20 protein-coding genes and 2 riboswitches are annotated in these 23,526 nt (G+C 61.9%); of the genes, 8 read left to right on the top strand and 12 right to left on the bottom strand.

The window, feature by feature from the left end; translation table 11 throughout:
• Positions 1 to 246 precede the first annotated feature (246 nt).
• Entirely contained in the window at positions 247 to 951 is a 705-nt protein-coding gene (locus GE543_RS02685; protein WP_003364547.1) for a YebC/PmpR family DNA-binding transcriptional regulator, read from the top strand.
• Between the two features lie 20 nt (positions 952 to 971).
• On the opposite strand, the gene GE543_RS02680 is transcribed toward GE543_RS02685, so the two are convergent.
• Positions 972 to 2,276 (bottom strand): leucine-rich repeat-containing protein kinase family protein, encoded by a 1,305-nt coding sequence (locus GE543_RS02680; protein ID WP_153220568.1) that lies wholly within the window; start codon positions 2,274 to 2,276, stop codon positions 972 to 974.
• A 78-nt stretch (positions 2,277 to 2,354) separates the two neighbouring features.
• On the bottom strand, positions 2,355 to 2,900 hold the full coding sequence (locus tag GE543_RS02675; RefSeq protein WP_003411332.1) for a TetR/AcrR family transcriptional regulator: 546 nt from the start codon (positions 2,898 to 2,900) through the stop codon (positions 2,355 to 2,357).
• A 106-nt stretch (positions 2,901 to 3,006) separates the two neighbouring features.
• Between GE543_RS02675 and GE543_RS02670 the strand changes: the two genes are divergently transcribed.
• Positions 3,007 to 4,236, top strand: a complete 1,230-nt coding sequence (locus GE543_RS02670; protein ID WP_153220565.1) for an MFS transporter — start codon at positions 3,007 to 3,009, stop codon at positions 4,234 to 4,236.
• A 34-nt stretch (positions 4,237 to 4,270) separates the two neighbouring features.
• Here GE543_RS02670 and GE543_RS02665 read toward each other — a convergent pair whose 3' ends face one another.
• The 3 genes from GE543_RS02665 to GE543_RS02655 all read right to left on the bottom strand — a co-directional run bounded on the left by GE543_RS02665 (position 4,271) and on the right by GE543_RS02655 (position 7,019).
• Entirely contained in the window at positions 4,271 to 5,407 is a 1,137-nt protein-coding gene (locus GE543_RS02665; protein WP_153220563.1) for a M14-type cytosolic carboxypeptidase, read from the bottom strand.
• A 100-nt stretch (positions 5,408 to 5,507) separates the two neighbouring features.
• Positions 5,508 to 6,059: a DUF4880 domain-containing protein gene (locus tag GE543_RS02660; protein ID WP_153220561.1), complete on the bottom strand. Its 552-nt coding sequence runs from the start codon at positions 6,057 to 6,059 to the stop codon at positions 5,508 to 5,510.
• Between the two features lie 492 nt (positions 6,060 to 6,551).
• Entirely contained in the window at positions 6,552 to 7,019 is a 468-nt protein-coding gene (locus tag GE543_RS02655; RefSeq protein ID WP_153220559.1) for an Lrp/AsnC family transcriptional regulator, read from the bottom strand.
• A gap of 173 nt (positions 7,020 to 7,192) precedes the next feature.
• Between GE543_RS02655 and GE543_RS02650 the strand changes: the two genes are divergently transcribed.
• Positions 7,193 to 10,675, top strand: a complete 3,483-nt coding sequence (locus GE543_RS02650; protein ID WP_153220556.1) for an indolepyruvate ferredoxin oxidoreductase family protein — start codon at positions 7,193 to 7,195, stop codon at positions 10,673 to 10,675.
• A gap of 98 nt (positions 10,676 to 10,773) precedes the next feature.
• On the opposite strand, the gene cobM is transcribed toward GE543_RS02650, so the two are convergent.
• From cobM to GE543_RS02630, 4 genes are read right to left on the bottom strand one after another with little or no spacing between them, the layout of a single operon-like run.
• On the bottom strand, positions 10,774 to 11,523 hold the full coding sequence (gene cobM, locus GE543_RS02645) for a precorrin-4 C(11)-methyltransferase (RefSeq protein WP_371927071.1): 750 nt from the start codon (positions 11,521 to 11,523) through the stop codon (positions 10,774 to 10,776).
• Positions 11,524 to 11,555: 32 nt separating this feature from the next.
• Positions 11,556 to 12,005, bottom strand: coding sequence for a cobalamin biosynthesis protein (locus GE543_RS02640; RefSeq protein ID WP_003394736.1), 450 nt, complete (start codon positions 12,003 to 12,005; stop codon positions 11,556 to 11,558).
• Positions 11,983 to 12,705 (bottom strand): CbtA family protein, encoded by a 723-nt coding sequence (locus tag GE543_RS02635; protein WP_153220555.1) that lies wholly within the window; start codon positions 12,703 to 12,705, stop codon positions 11,983 to 11,985. Before GE543_RS02635 ends, GE543_RS02640 begins: the two co-directional genes overlap by 23 nt.
• Before the next feature lie 10 nt (positions 12,706 to 12,715).
• Entirely contained in the window at positions 12,716 to 12,898 is a 183-nt protein-coding gene (locus tag GE543_RS02630) for a CbtB-domain containing protein (protein ID WP_153220553.1), read from the bottom strand.
• A 98-nt stretch (positions 12,899 to 12,996) separates the two neighbouring features.
• Positions 12,997 to 13,212, bottom strand: a riboswitch (cobalamin riboswitch).
• 58 nt (positions 13,213 to 13,270) lie between these two features.
• A riboswitch (cobalamin riboswitch) is annotated at positions 13,271 to 13,495 on the top strand.
• Positions 13,496 to 13,613: 118 nt separating this feature from the next.
• Here GE543_RS02630 and cobW point away from each other — a divergent pair.
• The 4 genes from cobW to GE543_RS02610 are packed head-to-tail and all read left to right on the top strand — an operon-like array spanning position 13,614 to position 20,145.
• Complete coding sequence (gene cobW / locus GE543_RS02625; protein WP_046235414.1) at positions 13,614 to 14,678, top strand: cobalamin biosynthesis protein CobW; 1,065 nt, start codon at positions 13,614 to 13,616, stop codon at positions 14,676 to 14,678.
• 3 nt (positions 14,679 to 14,681) lie between these two features.
• The gene (gene cobN / locus GE543_RS02620; protein WP_153220551.1) at positions 14,682 to 18,446 is read left to right on the top strand and encodes a cobaltochelatase subunit CobN; all 3,765 of its coding nucleotides are present in this window, start codon (positions 14,682 to 14,684) and stop codon (positions 18,444 to 18,446) included.
• Positions 18,446 to 19,480, top strand: a complete 1,035-nt coding sequence (locus GE543_RS02615; protein WP_153220549.1) for an ATP-binding protein — start codon at positions 18,446 to 18,448, stop codon at positions 19,478 to 19,480. Before cobN ends, GE543_RS02615 begins: the two co-directional genes overlap by 1 nt.
• Positions 19,481 to 19,533: 53 nt before the next feature.
• Complete coding sequence (locus GE543_RS02610) at positions 19,534 to 20,145, top strand: VWA domain-containing protein (protein WP_153220547.1); 612 nt, start codon at positions 19,534 to 19,536, stop codon at positions 20,143 to 20,145.
• Between the two features lie 157 nt (positions 20,146 to 20,302).
• On the opposite strand, the gene GE543_RS02605 is transcribed toward GE543_RS02610, so the two are convergent.
• Positions 20,303 to 20,569: a hypothetical protein gene (locus GE543_RS02605; RefSeq protein WP_003315350.1), complete on the bottom strand. Its 267-nt coding sequence runs from the start codon at positions 20,567 to 20,569 to the stop codon at positions 20,303 to 20,305.
• Positions 20,570 to 20,897: 328 nt separating this feature from the next.
• Here GE543_RS02605 and GE543_RS02600 point away from each other — a divergent pair, with 328 nt between their 5' ends.
• Positions 20,898 to 22,223: a sigma-54 dependent transcriptional regulator gene (locus GE543_RS02600; RefSeq protein WP_153220545.1), complete on the top strand. Its 1,326-nt coding sequence runs from the start codon at positions 20,898 to 20,900 to the stop codon at positions 22,221 to 22,223.
• On the opposite strand, the gene GE543_RS02595 is transcribed toward GE543_RS02600, so the two are convergent.
• Both GE543_RS02595 and pnuC read right to left on the bottom strand, forming a co-directional pair.
• Positions 22,200 to 22,745 (bottom strand): AAA family ATPase, encoded by a 546-nt coding sequence (locus GE543_RS02595; RefSeq protein ID WP_046269438.1) that lies wholly within the window; start codon positions 22,743 to 22,745, stop codon positions 22,200 to 22,202. The genes GE543_RS02600 and GE543_RS02595 overlap by 24 nt on opposite strands.
• Positions 22,742 to 23,305 (bottom strand): nicotinamide riboside transporter PnuC, encoded by a 564-nt coding sequence (pnuC, locus tag GE543_RS02590; RefSeq protein WP_153220543.1) that lies wholly within the window; start codon positions 23,303 to 23,305, stop codon positions 22,742 to 22,744. Before pnuC ends, GE543_RS02595 begins: the two co-directional genes overlap by 4 nt.
• Positions 23,306 to 23,526: the final 221 nt, after the last annotated feature.

Genomic DNA, 23,526 nt, shown 5'->3' with positions numbered 1-23,526 from the left:
TCGGAAAGAACCTACAAGCGTTGATGGAAAGACGATGATTGCCGTTGGCCGGATTGGCAGCAATCCTGGCGAGTTCATGAGGGCAATCTGCCTGTCGGGGGTTCCATCTGCCGTGATCGCGTATAAAATGCGCCGCGCCGGACAGGGTATTTGCCGGTGACCCTTTTTCAGCGCCTTGCCAGCGTCGCGTTCTGTGAGTCATGCAGGCGCAGGCGGCGAGGTGCCTAGCGAATCAAGAGAGCAGACATGGGCGCACAGTGGAAGGTCAAGCATAAAGAAGCGGCAGCCAATGCCAAGGGACGTACGTTTGGCAAGCTGTCCAAGGAGATCATGATCGCGGCTCGTGCTGGCGCAGACCCGGACATGAACTCGCGTCTGCGGCTGGTGGTCGAGCAGGCCAAGAAGGCCTCGATGCCGCGTGAGACGCTGGAGCGTGCCATCAAGAAAGGCGCAGGCCTGCTGGGTGAGAGCGTCAACTTCGAGCGTCTGACCTACGAAGGTTTTGCGCCACACCGCGTGCCGGTGATCGTCGAGTGCCTGACCGACAACATCAATCGGACGGTCTCGGAAATTCGCGTGCTGTTCCGCAAGGGCCAGTTGGGCGCTGCGGGTTCGGTTTCGTGGGACTTTTTGTATCAGGGCATGATCGAGGCTGTTCCTGCAGCAGCAGATGCTGACCCGGAACTGGCGGCAATCGAGGCCGGCGCCCAGGATTTCGAGCCAGGTGAAGAGGGCGCGACGCTGTTCCTGACCGAATCCACTGACATGGACGCGGTCTGCAAGGCGCTTCCGGAATTCGGTTTCACCGTTCAGTCCGCGCAACTGGGCTATCGCCCGAAAAGCACCGTGGACGGCCTGACCGATGAGCAGATGGCCGAAGTCGAAGCGTTTCTCGAAGCCATCGACAACCATGATGACGTGCAGAATGTGTACGTGGGCCTGGCAGGCTGATCACTGCGCAATGGAGCGCTTTACGCGCTCCATGTTTTGATCTGTAGAAGAATCTCTGCCAGCGACGGTCGTTGCTGGCAATCGGGCTGCACGCAACTCGCCTGCAGCGCCTGTAGACCCGCCATGACGTTCTGATCCTGCGGATCTGCCTCGCAACGCTCCAGCAATTCCCCCAGCAAGATACCGAATGCCCGCGTTTCGATGCGCTCCAGCGCCTCACCCAGCCCGGCTGACGGGTGAAAGGACGCTGCGCCGAAGTCGCTCAGCAGGCAATTGCCATCCTTCTGCACAAGAATGTTGTGACCATAAAGGTCGCCATGCGTGATCCCGCGGGCGTGCAGGTGCGCGGTGACCGATGCGATGCCTTCAGCGAGGCGCAGCAGCACCGGCAGGGAAAAGCGCGTGTCGTTGGCGTAGACATCGCGGCTACAGGATTCCAGGCTCGGCGGACCGGCGAGATTGCCGAAATCGGGGGCTATCAGCGCCATGACCAGGCCGCGCTGCTGCTCGGGATGCCCGCTGATCTGTCCAAGCACCTCGATCAGCTGTGCGTGGCGGCCTGCGGCGATGCAGGCCGCCATTTCATTGAGCGGCGATCCATCGCTGGTGACCGCGCCCTTGTACAGCTTGACCGCTGCCATGCGCTCCTCGCCGGCGTCGTGCCAGACCGCCTGTTGAATGATCCCCGACGCACCTTCGCCCAGGCGTTGATGAAGGCTGAGATGTTGCCAGGGGATTTCCCGGATCGGCGCGGTGGGACGTTCGGCGCACAGCGGGTTGTCGGCGAAGGCGAGCCATGCCAGCGCAGGCAGGCTCAGCAGCCAGTCCGGCAACTCGGTCAGACGATTGGCCGCAATGCGGATCAGCTCCAGCTTGTGACACTGCGCGAGGGTCGCGGGCAGGGTGCGCAAGCGGTTGCCGGCGAGCATCAGCTTTTGCAGGTCCGGGCGGCAGCCCAGTTCGTCGGGCAGCGACTCGATGCGGTTGTCGGTGAGGATCAGCCAGCGCAGGCGCGGCGGCAGTGCAGCGGCGCTGACTTGCTCTATGCGATTGGCCTTGAGGCCGACAATCTGCAACTGCTGGCATCGGCCAATGCTTTCCGGCAGGTGCGTAAAGGCGTTGTCTGATACGAACAGGACGCGCAGGCGGGTCAGGCGACACAGGTCGTCGGGCAGCGAGGTCAGCTTGTTGCTGCTGAGATTCAAGACTTCCAGCGTGTCGGCCAGGTCGAAGATTTCGACCGGGAATTCGCTCAGGCCACAGGAGAGGTCAAGCCGTTTGATGCCTGCCAGCTTGCCGGCGCGTAGATCTGCGAGGGTGTGCATGAATAGGTTCGGTCATTGGTGTCGGACGAGGTGCGCATGATAACGGGAGTTGCCGCCGCTGACTCCCTGCAAAGCGGCTCAGCCCAGGCAGCGGTCGACCCATTGACGCACGCGTTCGGGCGTCGGCGCCGATTCGGCATACAGAATCCGGTAAATCATCGGCGCAATGACGGCATCGATCATGTCGTCGGCACTGGGGGAAACCTCCCCGCGAGCCATGGCGCGATCGATCATGACCTGCAGCTGCTCGCGAACCATCGCTGCACACTTGCCCACACAGCCGGAAGTGCTGGCGGCCACATCGCGCATCAATGCCCGGCCAGGTGCCGATGACATTTCGTCCAGATACATTTCACTCCAGGTCAGCAGGTCCTGATGCAGACTGCCCTGATCGATCGGCACGTCAGGGCGCAGACGCTCCAGCGCAGCGTCCGCCAGCAACGTGGTCAGATCACCCCAGCGGCGATAAATGGTCGACGGCGTAACGCCTGCGCGGGTCGCGATCATCGGCACGCTGAGTGCTGAGCGATCGTGCTCCTGCAGCAAGTCGCGGACCGCGCGATGGATGGATTCCTGCACCCGGGCACTGCGGCCCCCGGTGCGAATTGCTTCTTTAATAGCCATACGGCGGACCTTAACACAAAGTATTTGCTTTAAGCGCTATCACGTCGCACACTCCGCAAAAGCTAATTTATGGCTTTAACAGGTTGCATTGGCGGAGAGCGTATCCATGTCCCTTTCTTCAAACGATTCGACGTCGCCAGACGTGAAGTCTGACGGTCGGGCACCAAACCATCTCGGGTTTCTGGCGTTTACCACGTTATGCTTTTTTGCCGCGTCCAGCACGCCCACGCCGCTCTATCACCTGTACCAGGAGGCATGGGGATTCTCGGCGGGCGTGCTTACCCTGATTTTTGCAGTGTATGCATTCAGCCTGCTGGCTGCCTTGCTGATGGGCGGGTCGCTGTCTGACTATCTAGGGCGGCGCCCGGTGATTTTCGGCGCGTTGCTGCTGCAAAGCGTCTCGATGCTGCTGTTCATTCTGGCCAGTGATGTCAGCTGGCTGGTGGCCGCGCGCCTGCTGCAGGGTTTTGCGACAGGGCTGGCTGCCAGCGCACTGGGCGCGGCCTTGCTGGACAATGATTCGGTCAAAGGGTCGTTGATCAACAGTATTTCGCCTATGCTCGGCATGGCCGTTGGCGCTCTGGGTACGGCACTGCTGGCGCAGTTCGCGCCGATGCCGCTTATGCTGGGTTACTGCTTGTTGCTGGCCGCATTCCTGAGTCAGGCCCTGTACCTGGGACGCGTCGAGGAAACCGTCAGTCGCCAGCCCGGTGTCTGGCAATCCCTCAAGCCCTCGTTGCATGTACCGCAACAGGCACGGCGCATGCTGTGGCTGGTTCTGCCGGTGGACATCGCCGCGTGGGCACTGGGTGGCTTCTTTCTGTCGTTGAGCCCGTCCTTGCTGGTGGCGGCGACCGGTTCCACTTCACCGCTCAATGGCGGCCTGGCGGTTGCGGCGCTGACCCTCAGCGGCGCGGCGGCGATTCTGACGCTGCGTCAGCGCGAGCCGGTGCTCGGTTTGTGGGTAGGTGCGAGCTTTTTGCCGCTGGGTGTCGCGGTGATACTGCTTTCGATCAACCTCGGTTTGCTGTGGCTGTTTTTCGTCGGCGCAGTGGTCGCAGGTGTGGGGTTTGGATCGAGCTTTCTGGGCGCACTGCGCATGCTCATGCCCCTGGCGCATGCCCACGAGCGGGGCGGGCTGATGTCGGCTTTTCTGGTGCTCAGCTACCTGGCCTTCTGCATACCGGCACTGGTCGCCGGATACTTCGCCCACTCGGCGGGCCTGGTGATGACCAGCAATGTCTACGGGGCAGTGGTGATCACGCTGGCGCTGATCGCGCTGGCCAGTCTGATCGTGCGCCGTGCTGCCCGCGCGAATAAAAATGCCCACGCGTAGGTGGGCATCTTGGCTTGCCGACAGGCAGGAGCTCTTAGCGCAGCTCTTTTACCATCTCGGACAGCACGGTCAGTATTTCCCCGGCCAGTTGCGCAGAGCGCTTGCCTGACCAGCCGGTGACCGGGTCTGGCGCGTTGTCGTGATCCTTGAATGGCATTTCCAGGGTCAGTGACAGGCACTTGTAGCGTTCGCCCACGGCATTGGCGGCCAGGTTCATGTTGGCTTGACCCGGTGCGCCGCGCGGGTAGCCATGAACCGTCTGGAAGTTGTCGCTGACCTCGCACAGGCGGCTGCGAAAGCGCTCTTCAAGCTGGCGTTGCTGTGCGGTATACCCCGGATTGCCTTCGCAGGCGGCGGTGAATACGTAGGGGATTTCCTCGTCACCGTGCACGTCGAGGAACATGTCCACGCCGTATTTTTCCATCTGCTGCCTGATGAAGGACACTTCCGGGCTTAGCGCTTCGGTGCTGTCCTGCCAGGCACGATTGAGGTCCTTGCCGTTGGCGTTGGTGCGCAAGTGGCCATGGAAGGCCCCATCCGGGTTGACGTTGGGGACCAGATACACATCCGCTTCTGCCAGCAGTTGCTGCAGCACGGCGTCATCCTTTTGCTGGAAGCGTTCGATCACGCCTTCCATGAACCATTCGGCCATGTGTTCGCCAGGGTGCTGCTGGGCAATCATCCAGATCTTGCGTTTGCCCTCGGCACCGTCACCCTTGCGCAGCAGCTGAATATCCCGGCCCTCGACGCTTTTGCCGACCGCCAGCAACTGTGCACCGGCTTTTTTCTGCGCCTGTTCGATCAGCCATTCATGGCGTTCACGGCTGTAGGGTTCGAAGTACGCAAACCAGACCTGCGGCTGCTCTGCGGCCAGGCTGAAATTCAGCGCCTTGCCGTCGAAATCCGACGCTACCCGAAACCAGTTCTGATGGTCGTAAGACGCCACGGCGTTGTAGCCGGTCCAGGCACGGTTGAAGGTGGATTCGCTTGCATTGGTCAAGCTGAAGCCATAGGTCTGGCCAACGTTCAGGCCGTCTGCCTGGAAATGAAACCACTGGAAATGCGCGCTTTTCGTGTCGGGCCGAATCGCCAGCCGGATATGCGCCGGGTCACTTGCGTCGAGAACCTGAATGTTGCCGCTGTCGAAATCTGAACCGATGGTGAGAGTCAAGATAGGTGCCTGCTGCGTAGATGCCTTTTCAGGCCGCTACTGTACACCGATCGACATCGCGTCCTGCGACGTAAACTTCACTGCAACGGTCATCTGCGCGTCAGGACATGGCCTCGGCGGTGACCATCAGGCTGCAGATGAAGGCGGTCAGCAGGCACCAGACCAGATACACGCGGCGCTTGCGTCGATGCCAGCCGGATGCGCCGAGCAACGAGGCGGGTGCCTGCAACTGACGCCACAAGCGCTCGCTGTTCTGGAAGGCCGAAAGGTGCGCGGCATCGGCGTCCAGCCAGTGGCGAAATTCGATGCGTTCGCTGGCGGTTGCCGCAGGGCTCTGCAAGTGCACATACCAGCGGCTGGCCTGATCCTGAATGGCAGCCTGAATGGCAGCGCTTGGGGTGTTTGCCGCGCCAGGCACGTGGGCCTTGCCCAGCGCGCGAAGCATCGCACGCTCTACCCGCGCGATGTCGACGCTCATGAAGGCTGCAATGTCGGCATAGGCCAGGCCGTCGAGTCGGCTGAGCAGGAATATCTGCCGGGTCCGGCGCGAGAGCTTGCCCAGTCGGTGGCCGAGTTCGATGGCCTGCAGCGTGGGTTGCGGCTCGGGCAGGCGGGCGGGGAGGTGCAGTAGAGACGAGAGCTGATTACTCATGATGTATCGCTCGCTGGTCGTCCATGGGAATCTTCCTTGCGATGTCGGGTTGCGTCCGTGACAAGCGTAGACTAGTGAATACGAGAATCATTCTCAAGTGAAAAGTCCCAGCATTTACGTTTTATCTGCCGCATCCAGGCGTTTTTGCCCTAAAAGCATGGCCTTGATCGAGGCGCCTTTGCTATGATCCACGGCATTGCAACACACCGCGCAACACCCAGACTTCATTAGCCTGAAGCAGCGAAACCATAAAGAAAGAACCAAAAAAAGACCCGGCAAAAAGCCGGGTCAAAAACCGTGATTAGCCTGATGAGGAGATAATCAGGAAGCCGACCTAAGACTTCCGGGTTATCCAGCGAGTCTTGCGACCCGCTGATGCAATAATAATCATTATCATTTGCAAGTCAAATGTTTTTATTGCCCTCATTGATACCGATAATCCGCCAGCGCTCGCTCGGCGGATTTTCTTTTCTCGATTCTTCCCGATACCGTCTAGTCCAGCGGCAGCTCCGTGGTGCGCTTCACCGTGCTCATGGCGATGTTCGAATGGGCCTCGTGGACGTGGGGCAATTGCAGCAAATGATCGCGCAGAAAGCGTTCGTAGCTGGCGATGTCCTGAGCCACCACCTTGAGCATGAAGTCCATCCCCCCGGCCATCGTGTAGCACTCCAGCACCTCGGGGTGGCCGATGATTGCCTCCTCGAACTCGGCAAGATAGCGGCGGCCATGGCCTGACAGCTTGACCTCAACGAACACCGTCATGCTCAGCCCCAGCTTCTGGGTACTGAGCAGGGCGACCGTGCGCTCGATCACCCCGTCTTCCTGAAGCCGGTGAATGCGCCTCCAGCAGGGCGATTGCGACAGCTCGACCCGTTCGGCGATTTCCGCGGCCGACAGGCTGGCGTCATGTTGCAGCAGACGAAGAATCTTGCGATCGATGGGGCTCAAATTTGGCTGCATGAATTGACCTTGTTTTTTGTTCTGGCCGAAAAAAGCATGCTGAATATCAGCAGATTTGCGCGCATTTAGAAAGAAAAAGCCTCTTTGCTGCTGGCAGTCTAGTTGCAAGGCTGCCGGGCAGGACCGTCCCGGCGTACAAGACCTGACCTTATAAGAACAAGAGAGGTATTCGCATGTCCCTGGCTGATATTCGTCTGGATGATAAATACCGGCTTGCCACCGGCAATCTGTACCTGACCGGCACGCAGGCCCTGACCCGCCTGCCGATGCTGCAAAAGCAGCGCGATGAGGCGCAGGGCCTGAACACTGCCGGGTTTATCTCTGGCTACCGCGGTTCGCCGCTGGGCAATCTGGACAAGAGCCTTTGGGACGCCAAGGACTACCTGCAGCAAAACGCCATCCATTTTCAGCCGGGCATCAACGAAGAACTGGCCGCCACGGCGGTCTGGGGCAGTCAACAGGTCAACCTGTTCCCGCATGGAAAGTACGATGGGGTGTTCGCCCTCTGGTACGGCAAGGGGCCGGGTGTGGACCGCTGCGGTGATGTCTTCAAGCACGGCAACTCAGCCGGTGTTGCGGCCAATGGTGGTGTGCTGATCCTGGCGGGCGACGACCACGGCTGCAAATCATCGACCATCGCCCATCAAAGCGAGCATGCGTTCATCGCCTCGATGATCCCCGTGCTCAACCCCAGTAATGTTCAGGAGATTCTCGACTACGGCATCATTGGCTGGGAGCTGTCGCGCTACAGCGGTTGCTGGGTGGCGATGAAGACCATTGCCGAGAACGTCGACTCTTCTGCGGTGGTCGAGGTCGATCCATTGCGGATCAAAACCCGTATCCCTGACGACTTCGATATACCCGAAGGCGGTTTGCACATCCGCTGGCCGGACCCGCCGCTGGCTCAGGAGGCACGACTCAATACCTACAAGATCTACGCCGCCAGGGCCTTCGCCCGCGCCAACCAGTTGAACAAGGTAGTGATCGATTCTGCGCAACCCCGGCTGGGCATCATCACCACCGGCAAGTCCTATCTGGACGTGCGCCAGGCCCTCGAAGAGCTGGGTATTGATCAGGAGCTGTGCGAGAAGGTCGGGATTCGCGTGCTCAAGGTCGGCATGAGCTGGCCGCTGGAGCCGGTGTCGGTGCACGATTTTGCCGAAGGGCTGGACGAGATTCTGGTGGTCGAGGAAAAACGCAGTGTCATTGAAGACCAGTTGACCGGTCAGCTCTACAACTGGCCTGTGGAACGCCGGCCAGTGGTGGTCGGCGAGTTCGATGAGCAGGGCCGCTCACTGCTGCCGAACCTCAGCGAGCTGACCCCGGCGATGATTGCCAGGGTGATCGCCAAACGCCTCGCGCCTTTCTACAGCAGCCCGCAGATCGAAGCGCGTCTGCAGTTTCTCAGCGACAAGGAGCAAGCGCTGCAGGCGCCGCTGTTCACTACCCAGCGCACCCCGCATTTCTGCTCCGGCTGCCCGCATAACACTTCGACAAAGGTGCCGGAGGGCAGTCGCGCCCTGGCCGGGATCGGCTGCCATTACATGACCATCTGGATGGACCGCGAAACCGATACCTTCACCCAAATGGGCGGCGAGGGTGTGACCTGGATCGGTCAGGCGCCGTTCACCGAAACCCCGCACGTTTTCCAGAACCTGGGCGACGGCACCTATTTTCACTCGGGGCACCTGGCGCTGCGTGCAGCGGTGGCCTCCAAGGTCAACATTACTTACAAGATTCTCTACAACGATGCGGTGGCCATGACCGGTGGCCAGCCGATCGACGGCGTGCTGCGCGTCGATCAACTGAGCCGTCAGGTGTTCAACGAAGGCGTGCAGCGCATCGCGCTGATTTCCGACGAACCGGACAAATACCCGAGTCGTGAGGACTTCGCGCCGATTACCACCTTTCATCATCGGCGCGATCTGGACAGCGTGCAGCGCGAGTTACGCGAGTTCAAAGGCGTGTCGGTCATCATCTACGACCAGACCTGCGCCACTGAAAAGCGCCGCCGTCGCAAACGCGGCACCATGCCCGATCTGGAAAAGCGCGCGTTGATCAACCCGGCGGTGTGCGAGGGCTGCGGCGATTGCGGGGTCAAATCCGGGTGCCTGTCTGTGCTGCCCAAGGAAACGGCGCAGGGGCGCAAGCGCGAAATCGATCAGAGCGCGTGCAACAAGGATTTCAGTTGCGTCGAGGGTTTCTGCCCGAGCTTCGTCACCGTGCATGGCGGCAAACTGCGCAAGCCAGCGTTGCCCACGCAGGTCGAAGCATTCGCACGTCTGCCGGAGCCGGTACTGCCGTCGCTCGACAGGCCGTTCAATATTCTCTTGCCGGGTGTCGGCGGCACAGGGGTGACCACCGTCGGCGCGATGCTGGGCTATGCCGCGAATCTGGAAGGCAAGGGCTGCAGCGTGCTCGATCAGGCTGGTCTGGCACAGAAATTCGGTCCGGTGGTCAGCCATATCCGCATTGCCGCGCGCCAGGAGGATCTGTTCGCCGTGCGTATCGCCGCCGGTGAAGCGCACCTGCTGCTCGGCTGTGACTTGCTGGTGGCTGCCGGCCCGGACGCGATCGCCAAGCTCGATAGCAAGATTTCCCATGCGGTGGTCAACAGTCAGCAAACACCGACCGCCGAGTTCACGCGCAATACGGATGCCGTGTTTCCGGCCGAAGCCATGAAGCAGACCATCATCGAGGCGGTCGGCGCGGCGAAGACCCACTTTGTCGAAGCCACATCACTGGCTACTCGACTGATGGGCGACAGCATCGCCAGCAACCTGTTCATGCTCGGCTATGCGTTTCAGCTGGGCCTGATTCCATTGACCTCGGCGGCCATCGAGAAGGCCATCGAACTCAACGGCGTAGCGGTCAATCTGAATCAGCAGGCGTTTCTCTGGGGGCGTCGTACTGCGCATGATCCTGCCGCTGTGGAGGCCTTCGTCAACCCGCAAAACAAGGTCAGCGAGCCGCAACCGATGGACCTTGATCAGCGTATCCAGAGCAATGTCGATGCCTTGAAGCAGTATCAGAATGCTGCCTACGCCAAGCGCTATCTGGCGTTGGTACAGCGCGTACGCGAAAGCGAATCGCGGGCGTTTCCCGGTCAGCAGCCGACGCTGACCGAGGCTGTGGCGTTCAATTACTTCAAATTGCTGGCCTACAAGGACGAATACGAAGTGGCGCGGCTGTACAGCAACGGCGAATTCACCCGCCAGTTGCAAGCGCAGTTCGAAGGCGACTACCGGCTGGAGTTTCACCTGGCGCCGTCGTGGCTGGCCAAGCGCGATCCGCACACTGGCCTGCCGCGCAAACGCAGCTTTGGCCCGTGGATGCTGCGCGCGTTCGATGTGCTGGCGACGTTCAAATTCCTCCGTGGCACGGCGCTCGATCCGTTCGGGCGCAGCCTTGAGCGTCAGCAGGAGAGGGCGCTGATTGACCGCTATGTCAGCGATGTCGAACTGATCCTGCAGCACCTTCAGACGCAGAATCGCCATACCGCCTTGAGTCTGGCACGCCTGCCGGAACGCATTCGCGGCTATGGCTACATCAAGGACAGCGCCATGAAAGCGGCTGCCGTGCAGGCCGATATTCTGCGCAAGAGCCTGGAAAGCGGCGAAGTGGCCGCGCCGAAGCTGTATGAGGCGGCTGCCTGAGGAGGGCAATACCGATCAGCGTGCCAGCCCAGCGTCGGCACGCTGTTCATCACGCCATGCGTCGCCGCTCATTACTGCGATCATCATGGCGGTACTGACTACTTCGGCCTGAACAAGTGGGCATGCCCGGCGCGGTACAGCGAGGACTCGCTGAAGGTGTCATCGGCAAGCACACGTCCGACCAGAATCAGCGCCGTACGGCGAAAGCCCTTGGCTTGTACCTTTTCCTCAATATCCTCCAGCGTGCCAACGGCCCAGTCCTGATCCGGCCAGCTGGCGCGGTGCACCACGGCAATCGGGCAGTCGGCGCCGTAATGTGGCATGAGCTCCTCGACGATCCGTTGCAGGTTGTTCACCCCCAGATGAATCGCCATGGTTGCCCGATGGCTGGCCAGACTGGCCAGTTCCTCGCCGCTGGGCATTGAGGTCTTGTCGGCATAGCGGGTCAGAATCACGCTCTGCGAAACGTCCGGCAGGGTCAGCTCGACGCCCAGAAGCGCGGCGCAGGCAGCTGTCGCGGTCACCCCCGGAATGATTTCGAACGGAATGTCGAGTTCGCGCAGGTGGCGGATCTGCTCGCCGATAGCGCCATACAGGCTCGGGTCTCCGGAATGCACGCGCGCCACATCCTGGCCTTGTACGTGTGCATGCTTGATCAGCTCGATGATCTGCTCCAGGTGCAGCTCGGCGCTGTTGGTCACCTGCACGGCCTGATGACCTTCCAGCACGGCGAGGGGCACCAGCGAGCCTGCGTAGATAATGACCGGGCAGCTGCGAATCAGGCGTTGGCCCTTGACGGTGATCAGCTCCGGATCGCCAGGGCCTGCACCGATGAAATAGACAGTCACTGAATTCTCCGGGGTGAGTGAGCGCGGGGAGATTATCCGCTGTGCGCAGGGCTGATTGCCAAGGCAAATGTAGCCTGCGCGCTTTTCTGCCGTTCAATCAGCAGGGTGGCCGTACCGTCTCCCAGTTGTGCCGCCAGTGCCAGGGCCGAGCCCTCGGCGACGCCATGACAGCCCGTATTCTGGAACACCTGCGCAGAACGGTGCGTGAGGTGCAGTTCCCACGCCACCAGTTGCGCGGCATTGAAACACACAAGTGGCACTGCCAGTTGCCCAGCCAGCTCAAGCAGGCCGGGCTCGGTTTCTTTCAGGTCGATGGACGCCAGCGCGGTCACCCGACCAATGTCCAGCTCAAGTGCCTGCAGGCTCTGCTCGAGCAGATCGCGCAACAGCGCAGCCGAGCAGCCGCGCCGACAGCCCAGCCCGGCAACCAGAGGTGCGCCGGGTTGAAGGGTCGCTGGATCAGGCCTGATGCAGGTCGACATTGTCGGTGTGCACGTCGTTTCTGCGGAACAGCCAGGTACTGATCAACCCCAGCGCGACCCAGAACAGCGCGTTGGTCAGCAGCGAGGCAATCATGAACTGCGATTCCAGAGCCTCGGGAGCCAGGCTTTCATGGACCAGCGGCTGTGGCGCGCCAAGCACATGCGGGACCAGCAGAATCGCCACACCCAGTGCTTTGAGCAGCCAGTTCTGACCGAACACCAGCAAGGCCAGCCCGGCGGCAGTCGACGCGGCAGCGCCGAGCCACCACAGTTGCCGCTGACTCAGCTCGGCGGCGGCTGTGCCTGGCAGTTCGGGTGGCAGCCCAAGGGTCGGGGCCAGCACGAACACGGCAAAACCGGCCAGCCCCCACCATGCGCCTTGCACGGTGCGCCCCGGTGCCCGCAGGGTGTAAAGCCCGGCAAGCATCAAGGCGAAGCCCACCGCGACCACCAGGTTACCGCCGGTGGTGGACAGCACACGCTGCCAGCCGTTTTCGGGCTCCCAGGCCGCTTCTTCATGGGCATGGCTGTGTTCAGCCATCGCGCCGTCCGCGTGCTGATGGAGTTGCTCGGCAGGTGCGTTTTCGTAGGTCTCGGCCTGCTGGATCAGCGGCACCACCCACAGGCTTTGCAGCAGGGTCAGCAGCAGGGCGGCGAGCAAGCCGGTGAAACCTGCGGTGTAGGCGATTCGCTTGAACATTGTGTGGCCCTCAATGGCAAGGAAAGGCAGCGCTGTGACGGGTATCGTGTGCCGCGTTGTGCACGGCCGCGATGTGCGAGAAACCGGCGAGGTACACCAGGCAGGCGCCGAGAAGCGCAGCGCTGATGGCGGCTGTCAGGCGTTGAGTGCGTGTGGAGCTGGGCGCGGCGGCGTGGCTGCTGATGGTCGACATGGCGTTCCCTCTTGTTGGTAATCGGCAAGTGGGCCACGCGCAAAAGAACCTGCCGGCAGACGCCGGAGGTTTCAACTGCGCCCGCCCACCGCGGGTTTGTCATTGCAAGCATATCGGGCCGGTCTCCGGGCTGGCGAGGGGCCAGGACGTCAGTGCGTCAAAGCCTGCAAGGTCACCTTCCCATGCCAGCGGCACAGTGGATCAGACCTACTCTCGCTTACCGTTGCGGGGGCAGCACCGGACTTGCTCGACAACGCGAGCGCACCGGTTTCCCGTTTCACCCCGTGAGGGGCACCCGAAACAAGGCGCACAGGAGACCATGGGCGGCGGGGCAGCGTCAATCTGAACGATTGACCTCTCTGCAGTCACTGCGTAGCCTTGCTGATTCGAGGTTCTCCCTGGGTAAAACATCACCCAGTGGAGCTAAGACGGGAATGCGGTACATGCCGCAGCTGCCCCCGCAACTGTAAACGGTCATGTTCATTGCACAGCCACTGCTGCGGCGGGAAGGCGCGATGAATGCGTGTCGGCACATTATTCATTGTCTGCCGCACGCCGCCGTGAGCCAGGAGACCTGCCTCGAACGGGCCACACATGCTGCGGCTCTGGAGAATTCTCACTACAACCGGGCGGGGTGATCCGGTGGCGATCCGATCTGCGTGTCCTGCATGCGGTTCTCGTCCTGTTTGCCCGCCGCACTGCCAAAGGGCACCTGATGAAAACACTTGCCAAGCTTCCCGTCACCATCGTCACCGGCTTCCTCGGCTCGGGCAAGACCACCCTGTTGCGGCACATGCTCGACAACGCTGAAGGGCGGCGCATTGCGGTCATCGTCAATGAATTCGGCGAGCTGGGCATCGACGGAGAAATCCTCAAGCAGTGCACGATCGGCTGCACCGAAGAAGAAGCCAACGGCCGGGTGTACGAACTGGCCAACGGTTGCCTGTGCTGCACCGTGCAGGAAGAGTTCTTCCCGGTCATGCGCGAACTGGTCGCGCGCCGTGGTGATCTGGACCATATACTGATCGAAACCTCGGGCCTGGCGCTGCCCAAGCCGCTGGTCCAGGCTTTTCAGTGGCCGGAAATTCGCAACGCCTGCACGGTCGATGCGGTGATCACAGTGGTCGACAGCCCGGCGGTACTGGCCGGCACCTTTGCTGCCTTCCCTGATCAGGTCGATGCGCAGCGCAAACTCGATCCCAACCTGGACCACGAGTCGCCCCTGCACGAACTGTTTGCCGATCAACTGGCCAGCGCCGATCTGGTGATCCTCAACAAGGCCGACATGATCGACGCCGAAGGGCTGGCGACGGTGCGTGCCGAAGTTGCCGAGGAGCTGCCGCCTGCGGTCAAGGTGATCGAAGCCAGCAGTGGTCGCCTGCCGATCAGCGTGCTGCTGGGTGTCGGTGCCGAGTCCGAACTGCATATCGACGCTCGCAAGACCCACCATGATCACCACGACGATGACGATCATGATGACCACGATCACGACGCGTTCGATTCGATTTCCCTGACACTGCCGCAAGCCGATGAGAAAGTCCTGCTCGATGCACTGAATCAACTGGTGGTGCAGCACGGCATTCTGCGTGTGAAGGGCTTCGCGGCCATTCCCGGCAAGCCGATGCGCCTGCTGATTCAAGGTGTCGGCACGCGTTTCGACAAGCACTTCGACCGCGCCTGGCGTACCGATGAAGAGCGTGCCACGCACCTGGTGCTGATTGGTCAGGAGCTGGATGCCGCAGCCCTGCAAGCGCAACTCAATGCTGCGATTGTCGGCTGACCCATGCATTTACTGAGAACCCAGCCCGGCGGTTTCGTACCTGACGACAATATTGCCGATCTGGGCCAGACCCCGGCCGAGCTGGTGATTCTCTGCAGCGGCGACTCCAGCCTGGCGCTGCTGGCCGAAGCCGCCCGGCAGCTCCCCGACGACTACCCCAGCCTGCGTCTGGCCAATCCGATGCAGGTCCAGAATCACGCCTCTGTCGACCTGTACGTCGATGAAGTGCTGCGTCACGCAAAGGTCATTCTGATTTCTTTGCACGGCGGTATCGGCTACTGGCGCTACGGCGTCGAGCGGCTGATGGAGCTCGCGGCACGCGGCGTTCAGGTCATTCTGGTGCCCGGTGATGACCGTCCTGATCCGGAACTGAGTGATCTGAGCACCGTGCCTGCCGTAGAACGCGACCGACTCTGGCAGTTTCTGCGTCAGGGTGGCCTGCAGAACGCGCTGCAGTTGTACAACTGCATGGCCAGTCGCTGGTTGGACCGCGATTATTCCTGGGCCGAGCCCGCGCCGCTGCCGCGCACAGCCATCTACCATCCTCGCCTGGCAAGCGCGCAGCTTGCCGATTGGCAGGCAGACTGGCTTGCCGAGCAGCCAGTGGTGGCGCTGCTGTTCTATCGCTCGCACCTGCAGGCCGCCAATACCGGTTTCATCGACGAGTTCTGTGTGCGCTTGCAGGCGCAAGGCATCAACCCGCTGCCCATTGCCGTGGCCAGCCTCAAGGAACCCGGCTGTTTCACTCAGGTGGAGGACTGGCTGGATGAGGCTGAAACCGAGCTGCTTCTCAATACCACCGGTTTCGCTCAGTCGAGTCCGGAAGCGCCGCATCTGCGTCCGTTCCGGCGCAACGTACCGGTCATTCAGGCCATCTGTGCGCAGGACAACGAGCCTGCCTGGCAGGCCAGCGAACAGGGCCTTGGCGCTCGAGATCTGGCGATGCACATTGCCTTGCCGGAGCTGGACGGACGCATCATCAGTCGGCCGATCAGCTTCAAGGACCTGGCCTGGCGCAGTGAGCGCAGCCAGTCAGACGTGGTCTGCTACCGCGCCCAGCCGGACCGGATGGATTTCGTCGCGCAACTGGCGCGGCGCTGGATCGAGCTTGCGCGCCTGCCCAATGGCGAAAAGCGCGTGGCGCTGATCCTCGCCAACTACCCGACTCGCGACGGTAGGATCGGCAATGGTGTGGGGCTCGATACGCCTGCTGCGGCGCTGAATATCCTGCGCGCCATGCAGGCCGAGGGCTATCCGCTGGCGCCGTTGCCGGACACTGGCACCGAACTGATCCAGCAACTGCTGGGCGGCGTGACCAATGATCTGGACAGTATCGACCAACGCCCGTGTCAGCAGAGCATGGCGCTGGAGGAATACCTGGCAGCGTTCAACGAACTGCCGCAGGAAAATCGCGATGCGGTGAACGCCCGTTGGGGCACGCCGGACACCGATCCGATGTTTCGCAGTGGCCGGATGATGATCGCCGGACTGCGCTTTGGCCTCACGTTCATCGGCATTCAACCGGCGCGGGGTTATCAGGTTGACCCGAGCGCGGTGTATCACGACCCGGATCTGGTTCCACCCCATGGCTATCTGGCGTTCTACTTCTGGCTGCGCAAAGCCTACGGCGCGCATGCGGTGGTGCATGTCGGCAAGCACGGCAACCTCGAGTGGCTGCCCGGCAAGGGCGTGGGGCTGTCGCGAACCTGCTGGCCGGACGCGGTGCTGGGCGCCATGCCGAACATCTATCCGTTCATCGTCAACGATCCGGGCGAGGGCGCACAGGCCAAGCGGCGCACTCAGGCGGTCATCATCGATCACCTGATGCCGCCGCTGACCCGCGCGGAGACCTACGGCCCGTTGCGTAATCTGGAACTGCTCGCCGACGAATTCTACGAAGCGCAAATGCTCGATCCGCGCCGCGCGCGCGAGCTGCAGCGTGACATTCTCGAACTGGTCCGTGAAACCCATATCGACCGCGAACTGGCGCTGGGCGAGAACCTCGACAGCGATGCCGACGCGGCGCTCTGGCTGCCACGGCTGGACACTTACCTGTGTGACCTGAAGGAATCGCAGATTCGCGATGGCCTGCATATCTTCGGTCAATCGCCGCAAGGTCGCCTGCGCATCGACACCTTGCTGGCCCTGCTGCGTATTCCGCGCGGTGACGGGCGTGGCGCGCAGTCCAGTCTGTTGCGCGCGTTGAGCAAGGCTTTCGAGCTGGACTTCGATCCGCTTAACTGCGAGCTGGCCGAACCCTGGACCGGCCCGCGGCCCGCTGCATTGCAGGCCCTGAGCGGCGATCCCTGGCGCAGTGCCGGCGATGCGCGCGAGCGGCTGGAGCTTTACGCCGCCAGCCTTATCGAACGCGTCACGCAGGGCGAAGCGTTGACCGACTTGCCGGCGCACGATGATCTGGCCCAGATTCTCGACAGCCTGCGTGACGTCGTCGCGCCGCGTCTGGATGCCTGCGGCCCCGGCGAAATGCAGGGCATGCTTGACGCGCTGAGTGGTCGTTTCGTGCCGGCAGGCCCCAGCGGCGCGCCGAGCCGTGGGCGCCTGGATGTGCTGCCCACTGGCCGCAACTTTTTTACCGTGGACGTGCGCAACCTGCCGACCACCACGGCCTGGCGAATCGGCTTCCAGTCCGCCAATCTGCTGCTGGAACGACACCTGCAGGACCATGGCGATCACCTGCGCCAGCTGGGCCTGTCGGTATGGGGCACGGCGACCATGCGTACCGGCGGTGACGACATCGCCCAGGCCATGGCGCTGATGGGCGTGCGTCCGGTGTGGGCGACGGGCAGTCAGCGGGTCGATGACTTCGAGATTCTGCCGATCAGCCTGCTCGACCGCCCGCGAGTGGACGTGACACTACGGGTCTCCGGTTTCTTCCGCGATGCTTTCGCCAACCTCATCAAGCTGTTCGACGCTGCGGTGCAGGCCGTCGCGGCGCTTGACGAGCCCGACGACATGAACCCGCTGGCGGCCAGGGTCCGTGAAGAACGGCAAGGCTTCATAGCAGAAGGCCTGAATGAAGACGAGGCGGCGCGTCAGGCCGGCTGGCGGATATTCGGTGCCAAACCCGGTGCCTATGGCGCTGGCGTACAAGGCGCGATCGATGGCCGCCTGTGGCAGAGCCGCGACGACCTTGCCGAGGTTTACCTCAATTGGGGCGGTTACGCCTATGGCGCTGCCGATGAAGGTACGCCCGCGCGCCAGCGCTTTGCCCAACGGCTTTCTCAGGTGCAGGCGGTGCTACAGAATCAGGACAATCGCGAGCACGACCTGCTCGACTCAAATGACTACTACCAGTTTCAGGGCGGCATGCTCGCCGCTTCTGAAACCCTCAGCGGGCAGAAGACCGCCAGTTACCATGGCGATCATAGCCAGCCCGACCTGCCGAAAATCCGCACCCTCAAGGAAGAGCTGAACCGGGTGATACGCTCGCGCGCAGCGAATCCGAAATGGATCGAAGGGGCCAAGCGCCATGGTTACAAAGGTGCTTTCGAAATGGCCGCGACCGTGGATTTCCTGTTCGCGTTCGATGCAACCACCGAGCTGATCGATGATCACCAGTACGCGCTGCTCGCCGACGCCTATCTGCTGGACCCGGCGACTCGCGATTTCATCGCCCAGCACAATCCTGATGCGCTGCGCGACATGACCGAGCGCATGCTCGAAGCCCAGCAGCGCGGCCTCTGGCAGGAGCCTGGCGAGTATCAGCAGGCGCTGGAAGACCTGCTCCTGGACATAGAAGAGAATTGATGACCGTGTCTGATTCAACGATGAGCGAAACTCCGCATTTTCCACTGGCCGCTGTGGTGGGTGCCGATGACCTGAAACTGGCGTTATGCCTGACTGCCATTGATCCGCGCATCGGCGGCGTGTTGATCGAAGGGCCGAGAGGCATGGCTAAATCGACGCTGGCCCGAGGTTTGGCCGATGTGCTGGCCAGCGGTCAGTTCGTCACCTTGCCGCTGGGCGCTACCGAAGAGCGTCTGGTCGGCACGCTGGATCTCGACGCCGCGCTGAGCGAAGGCCGCGCGCGCTTCTCTCCAGGTGTGCTGGCCAAGGCCGACGGTGGCGTGCTGTATGTCGATGAGGTCAACCTGCTTGCCGACCATCTGGTCGACCTGCTGCTGGACGTCGCGGCCAGCGGCGTCAACCTGGTCGAGCGCGACGGTATCTCCCACCGTCATGCTGCGCGTTTCGTGCTGATCGGCACCATGAACCCCGAAGAGGGCGAATTGCGCCCGCAGTTGCTGGATCGCTTTGGCCTCAATGTGGCCCTGAGCGGCCATACGCTGCCTGCCGAGCGCAGTCAGATCATCCGTCGCCGTCTGGATTTCGACAGCGATCCTCAGGGCTTCTGCCAGCACTGGCAAACGCAGCAGGATGCTTTGAAGCGGCGTTGTGAGCAGGCACGTCAGTTGTTGGCGGGCATCGAACTGGATGACCAGTCCCTGGCAATGATCACCGAGCGCTGCTTTGCCGCAGGTGTCGACGGCATGCGCGCCGATCTGGTCTGGCTGCGGGCTGCGCGCGCGCATGCGGCGTGGCGCGGTGCCGGGCACATTGAAGAGCAGGACATCGAAGCGGTTGCCGAATTTGCCTTGCGTCACCGGCGCCGCGAGCCCTCTCCGCCGCCGCAGAATTCCGAGGCGCCGCCACCGCCACCAGGCTCGTCCAGCAAACAGGCCGAGCCTGAAACCGGGCAGGGCAGTTGGGGTGAGTTGCCCGCCCAGGCAGTTACGACCGGGTCACGCCGCGAAGTGCCGAGCTGGCCAAAAAAGCCCTAGGCATCCGTCCCCGCACTATACAGGGGGCGGATGCCATTCCCCGTCCCGGTCGACTGGCCAGCGGCAGGCAGGGCGCTGTACGTGTCGGAGCTGATGGCCCGGTGCAATGGTTGCCGACCTTTTTGCGCTGTCAGCCGAAGAGCCACAAGGACCTGGTCCGTCAACCGCGTAGCAGCCGGCCCAGCGAGTTATTGCTGGTGATTGTCGATGCTTCGGCGTCTACCCGCCGCCATCAGGCGTTGAGTCAGGCCAAGGGCCTGCTGTCGCAGATGTTCGACGATGCCTATCGACGCCGGGCTCGGCTGGCCTTGCTGACCGCCAGCGGCACTGCGCCACGCTGGCAACATCAGGGGCTGAAAGCCTCATCGGCGTTGACACCCTGGCTGGATGCATTGGGGGCTGGTGGTGGTACGCCGTTACCGGAAGCGCTGCAACAGGCGGCTGAATGGCTGGCGCAACGGCAAAAACGCTATCCGGCCGAACAGCAGCGGGTTTTGGTGCTGACCGATGGTCGGATCAAGTCGTTACCGGCACTGCCTGCGTTCGACTGCGCCAGTTTGCTGATCGATATCGAGAAAGGCCCGATCCGCCTGGGAAGGGCGCGGGAACTGGCATCGAGTCTGGGGGCTGAGTACCGGCACATCGATGAGTTGAAGCGGGTCTGAGGGTAGGGAATCCGTCAGGCCCTGCTCTCTTGCCGATGCTCTGCGGGATTGGCGCGCGCAGAGCATGGCGCTGAGAACACATTCCTGTGGGCGCGGCGAGTGCGGCGATCCCACAGGTTTTCCATTACGCAAAGCGGGGAGTCCGCTCAGTCAGCCATCAAGCCGGCATGGTCCACGGCTCAAGGTCGTAGCCTTCGTTGCTGATTTCTGCACGGGCCTGTTCCAGAGCGCTGGCCAGCTGGCGCTTGTCGGAATAGGTGCTGCTCGGGATCTGCTTGCGACCGATACGGTTGCTGGTGCGGTCGATCACCGTCAGGCTCAGTTCGCCGTTACCGTCCTGTGGTGCCCAGGCAACACACTGGAAGGGTTCAAAAGCGTGTCCAGCGATCAGAAGTGCATCGTTGAAGCGCAGTGGGGCGTTCATGGTCGTTTCCTCAAGTGCCCATATCAATTCAGTCACGGCGGCGGGCTAACCGTCCGGCTGGTTACTTGTGTTGATGAACGACAAGGGGTCATGAGTCACACTGTTCACTGAAATAGTTGCGAATTATTTTCGACGGGCGCGCGCATGGATGTCCCGGGCAACAAGGGTCGGGCAGGCGGCGCGTTAATGACTTCAGGTTATGAGCGTTAGACCCAAACGGTACAACGCTGCGTCAAATATTTGCTAGGGTGATGATTGGGCTCGCCAACAGACTGTTTATAAAAAGCTTTTAAAAATCCCTCCATACGCCGGGCGCCAAGGAATCTTCATGCATGGATCGGCCCCAACACGACGTCTGTTAATGCTCGACGGCGGTGACGACTGTCATCCATTGATCCCTGTTCTGATCGAAGCCGGCTGGACGGTGCAGGAAAGCCCATCGGGTTCGGCAATCATTTCTGATTGTGATGTAGGCCTGATTCACCTGACGTCCGATCATTTTGAACACTTGCCCAGGCTCCAGGCGCTGTTCGTTAACAGCCCGGTGCGCTGGATTGCGGTGCTGTCAGCCAGTGATTTGCGCCGCGAGAAAATCGGCGATTTTGTCTGCCGCTGGTTTTTCGACTTTCATACGCTGCCTTTCGATGCCGGTCGGCTGTATGCCTCGCTCGATAGAGCGTTTATTGCCGGACGCCCGCCAGTGCAGGGCTCGCCATCGCCGTTCAGCGCGGAACCCGAGTTGCTCGGCGACAGTCGGCCTGTCCGTGAATTGCGCAGGCTGCTGAGCAAACTGGCGCCCACCGATTCGCCGGTACTGATCAGGGGCGAGCGGGGCACGGGCAAGGAACTGATCGCCCGCAGCCTGCATGCTCAGTCCTTGCGACGCGACAAACCCTTTATCGTGGTTGATTGCGCAGCGCCTGACGGGCAGTCGATCCACACCGTCCTGTTCGGTCATGAGGACGGCGCGTTTGACGAGGCTCAGGAGCGTAGGGTCGGATTGCTTGAAGCCGCAGACGGCGGCACGCTGTTGCTCGACGAGGTCGGTGAGCTCCCGCTGGATACCCAGGCGAGCCTGCTGCGCTTTCTCGAAGACCGGCAGATCGAGCGCGCGGACGGCGGCGAACCGATTGCAGTGGATGTGCGGGTGCTGGCCGCCACTCGCGAGGATCTTGAAACGGCGGTACGCAAAAAGCGCTTTCGCGAGGATCTGTATTACCAGCTCAATGTGCTGCAGGTCGGCGTAGCGCCGCTGCGCGAGCGCCATGGCGATCTGGCCTTGCTGGCTAACCATTTCGCCCATGTGTACAGTCAGGAAACCGGTAGGCGGGCGCGCAGTTTCAGTCAGGATGCGCTGGTGGCGCTGGGCAAGCACGATTGGCCGGGCAATGTGCGCGAGCTGGCCGGTCGCGTTCGGCGCGGGCTGGTGCTGGCCGAAGGCAGGCAGATAGAAGCGGCAAATCTGGGACTGCTGGGCGAAGAGGACAGTATCGGCAACATGGGCACGCTGGAGGATTACAAGTCCCGGGCCGAGCGCCAGGCGTTGTGCGATGTGTTGACGCGCCACAGTGACAATCTGAGTGTGGCGGCCAGAGTGCTGGGTATTTCGCGACCGACGTTTTATCGGCTGTTACACAAGCACCAGATCCGCTGAGTCGCCCAGCAACTGCGAGACAGCGCTCAGCGCCTGTTCGCGGCGCTGCTCCCAGTTACCGCCCACTACCCGGTAAGCCTGCCGGTGGTGGTCCAGCCATTCCCGGCTGGCGTCGAAAAAGGCCTGGCGTTCACCCAGCTGCGGCTGGCAGCGCTGGCCGTCGCTGATCCAGTCAACGCCCTCGGGCGAAAGCAACAGGTGCAGGTCATAGGTGCGGCTCAGCAGTTGCTGTTCGATCCACGCAGGGCAGTCGCCGAACAGCGTGCGGCTCCAGAGCATGTTGCTCAACAGGTGCGTGTCGAGTATCAGCAGGTGCGGCTCGGCGGCGCGCGCGGCGTCCTCCCAGGCCAGTTGGCCCTGGGCGATGGCCGGAATATCGGCGTAATCGGTATCGCGGCCCTGCTGATCGATGAAATACCGCACATATTCGCCGACCAGCAGGCCGCCGAACCTGTGCTGTATCTCCGCCGACAGCCAGCTCTTGCCACTGGACTCGGGGCCGGTGAGGACCAGAACTTTCATCGCGCCAGCGCCAGATCATTGCGCCACTCACGCCAGCCCTGTACCGCCAGCAGGGTAAACAAGCCATACAGCGCAGCCGTCAGATACAACTCTTTGTAAATGAACAGGCCGACGAAAATCACATCGAGCAGGATCCACAGCGGCCAGCACTGAACGCGTTTTTGCGCCATCCAGACCTGCGCCACCAGACTGAACCCGGTCAGCGCGGCGTCCAGCCAGGGTTGTGCCGCATCGGTGAAATGCGCCATGCCGGCACCCAGTGCGACGCTGATGAGTGCGCCGACCGCCAGCCCCTTGAGCACCGAACCGTTCTGCAACGTAGTTACGGCTTTGACCGGCAGGCCGTCACCGTGCCGCGTCCATTGTAGCCAGCCATACACCTGCAGGCCGGCGTAGATGACTTGCAGGAGCATGTCCGAATACAGCTTTACGTCGAAGAATATCCAGATGTAGATCACCACCATGACCAGGCCAATTGGCCAGCACCAGGGATTCTGCTTCACTGTCAGCCAGACTGCGATAACACCGATGGCGGCAGCGAAGAGTTCAAGCCCGGACATGGCGGCTCCTTGGTGAGGGTAGTGAGGGGCGGGGCCGGCGATTGTATGCGCTTCTGCGCGCGGCGTGCAGCTTGTGTTGCGCCAGCGCTTACGTCAGCAGGCTTTGTGCCTGCAGGTCTGCTAGCATTCCGCGCCTTGCATTTGCGCGAGTTTCTTCAAGCTTCGTTCAGGCATGTGGCGGCATAGTGGCAAGCATTTTTTACACGACAACATTAAACAGC

It is taken from the genome of Pseudomonas sp. SZ57 (assembly GCF_009495975.1).
Classification (GTDB): domain Bacteria; phylum Pseudomonadota; class Gammaproteobacteria; order Pseudomonadales; family Pseudomonadaceae; genus Aquipseudomonas; species Aquipseudomonas syringae.
This window is presented reverse-complemented; position numbering and strand designations above follow the sequence as displayed.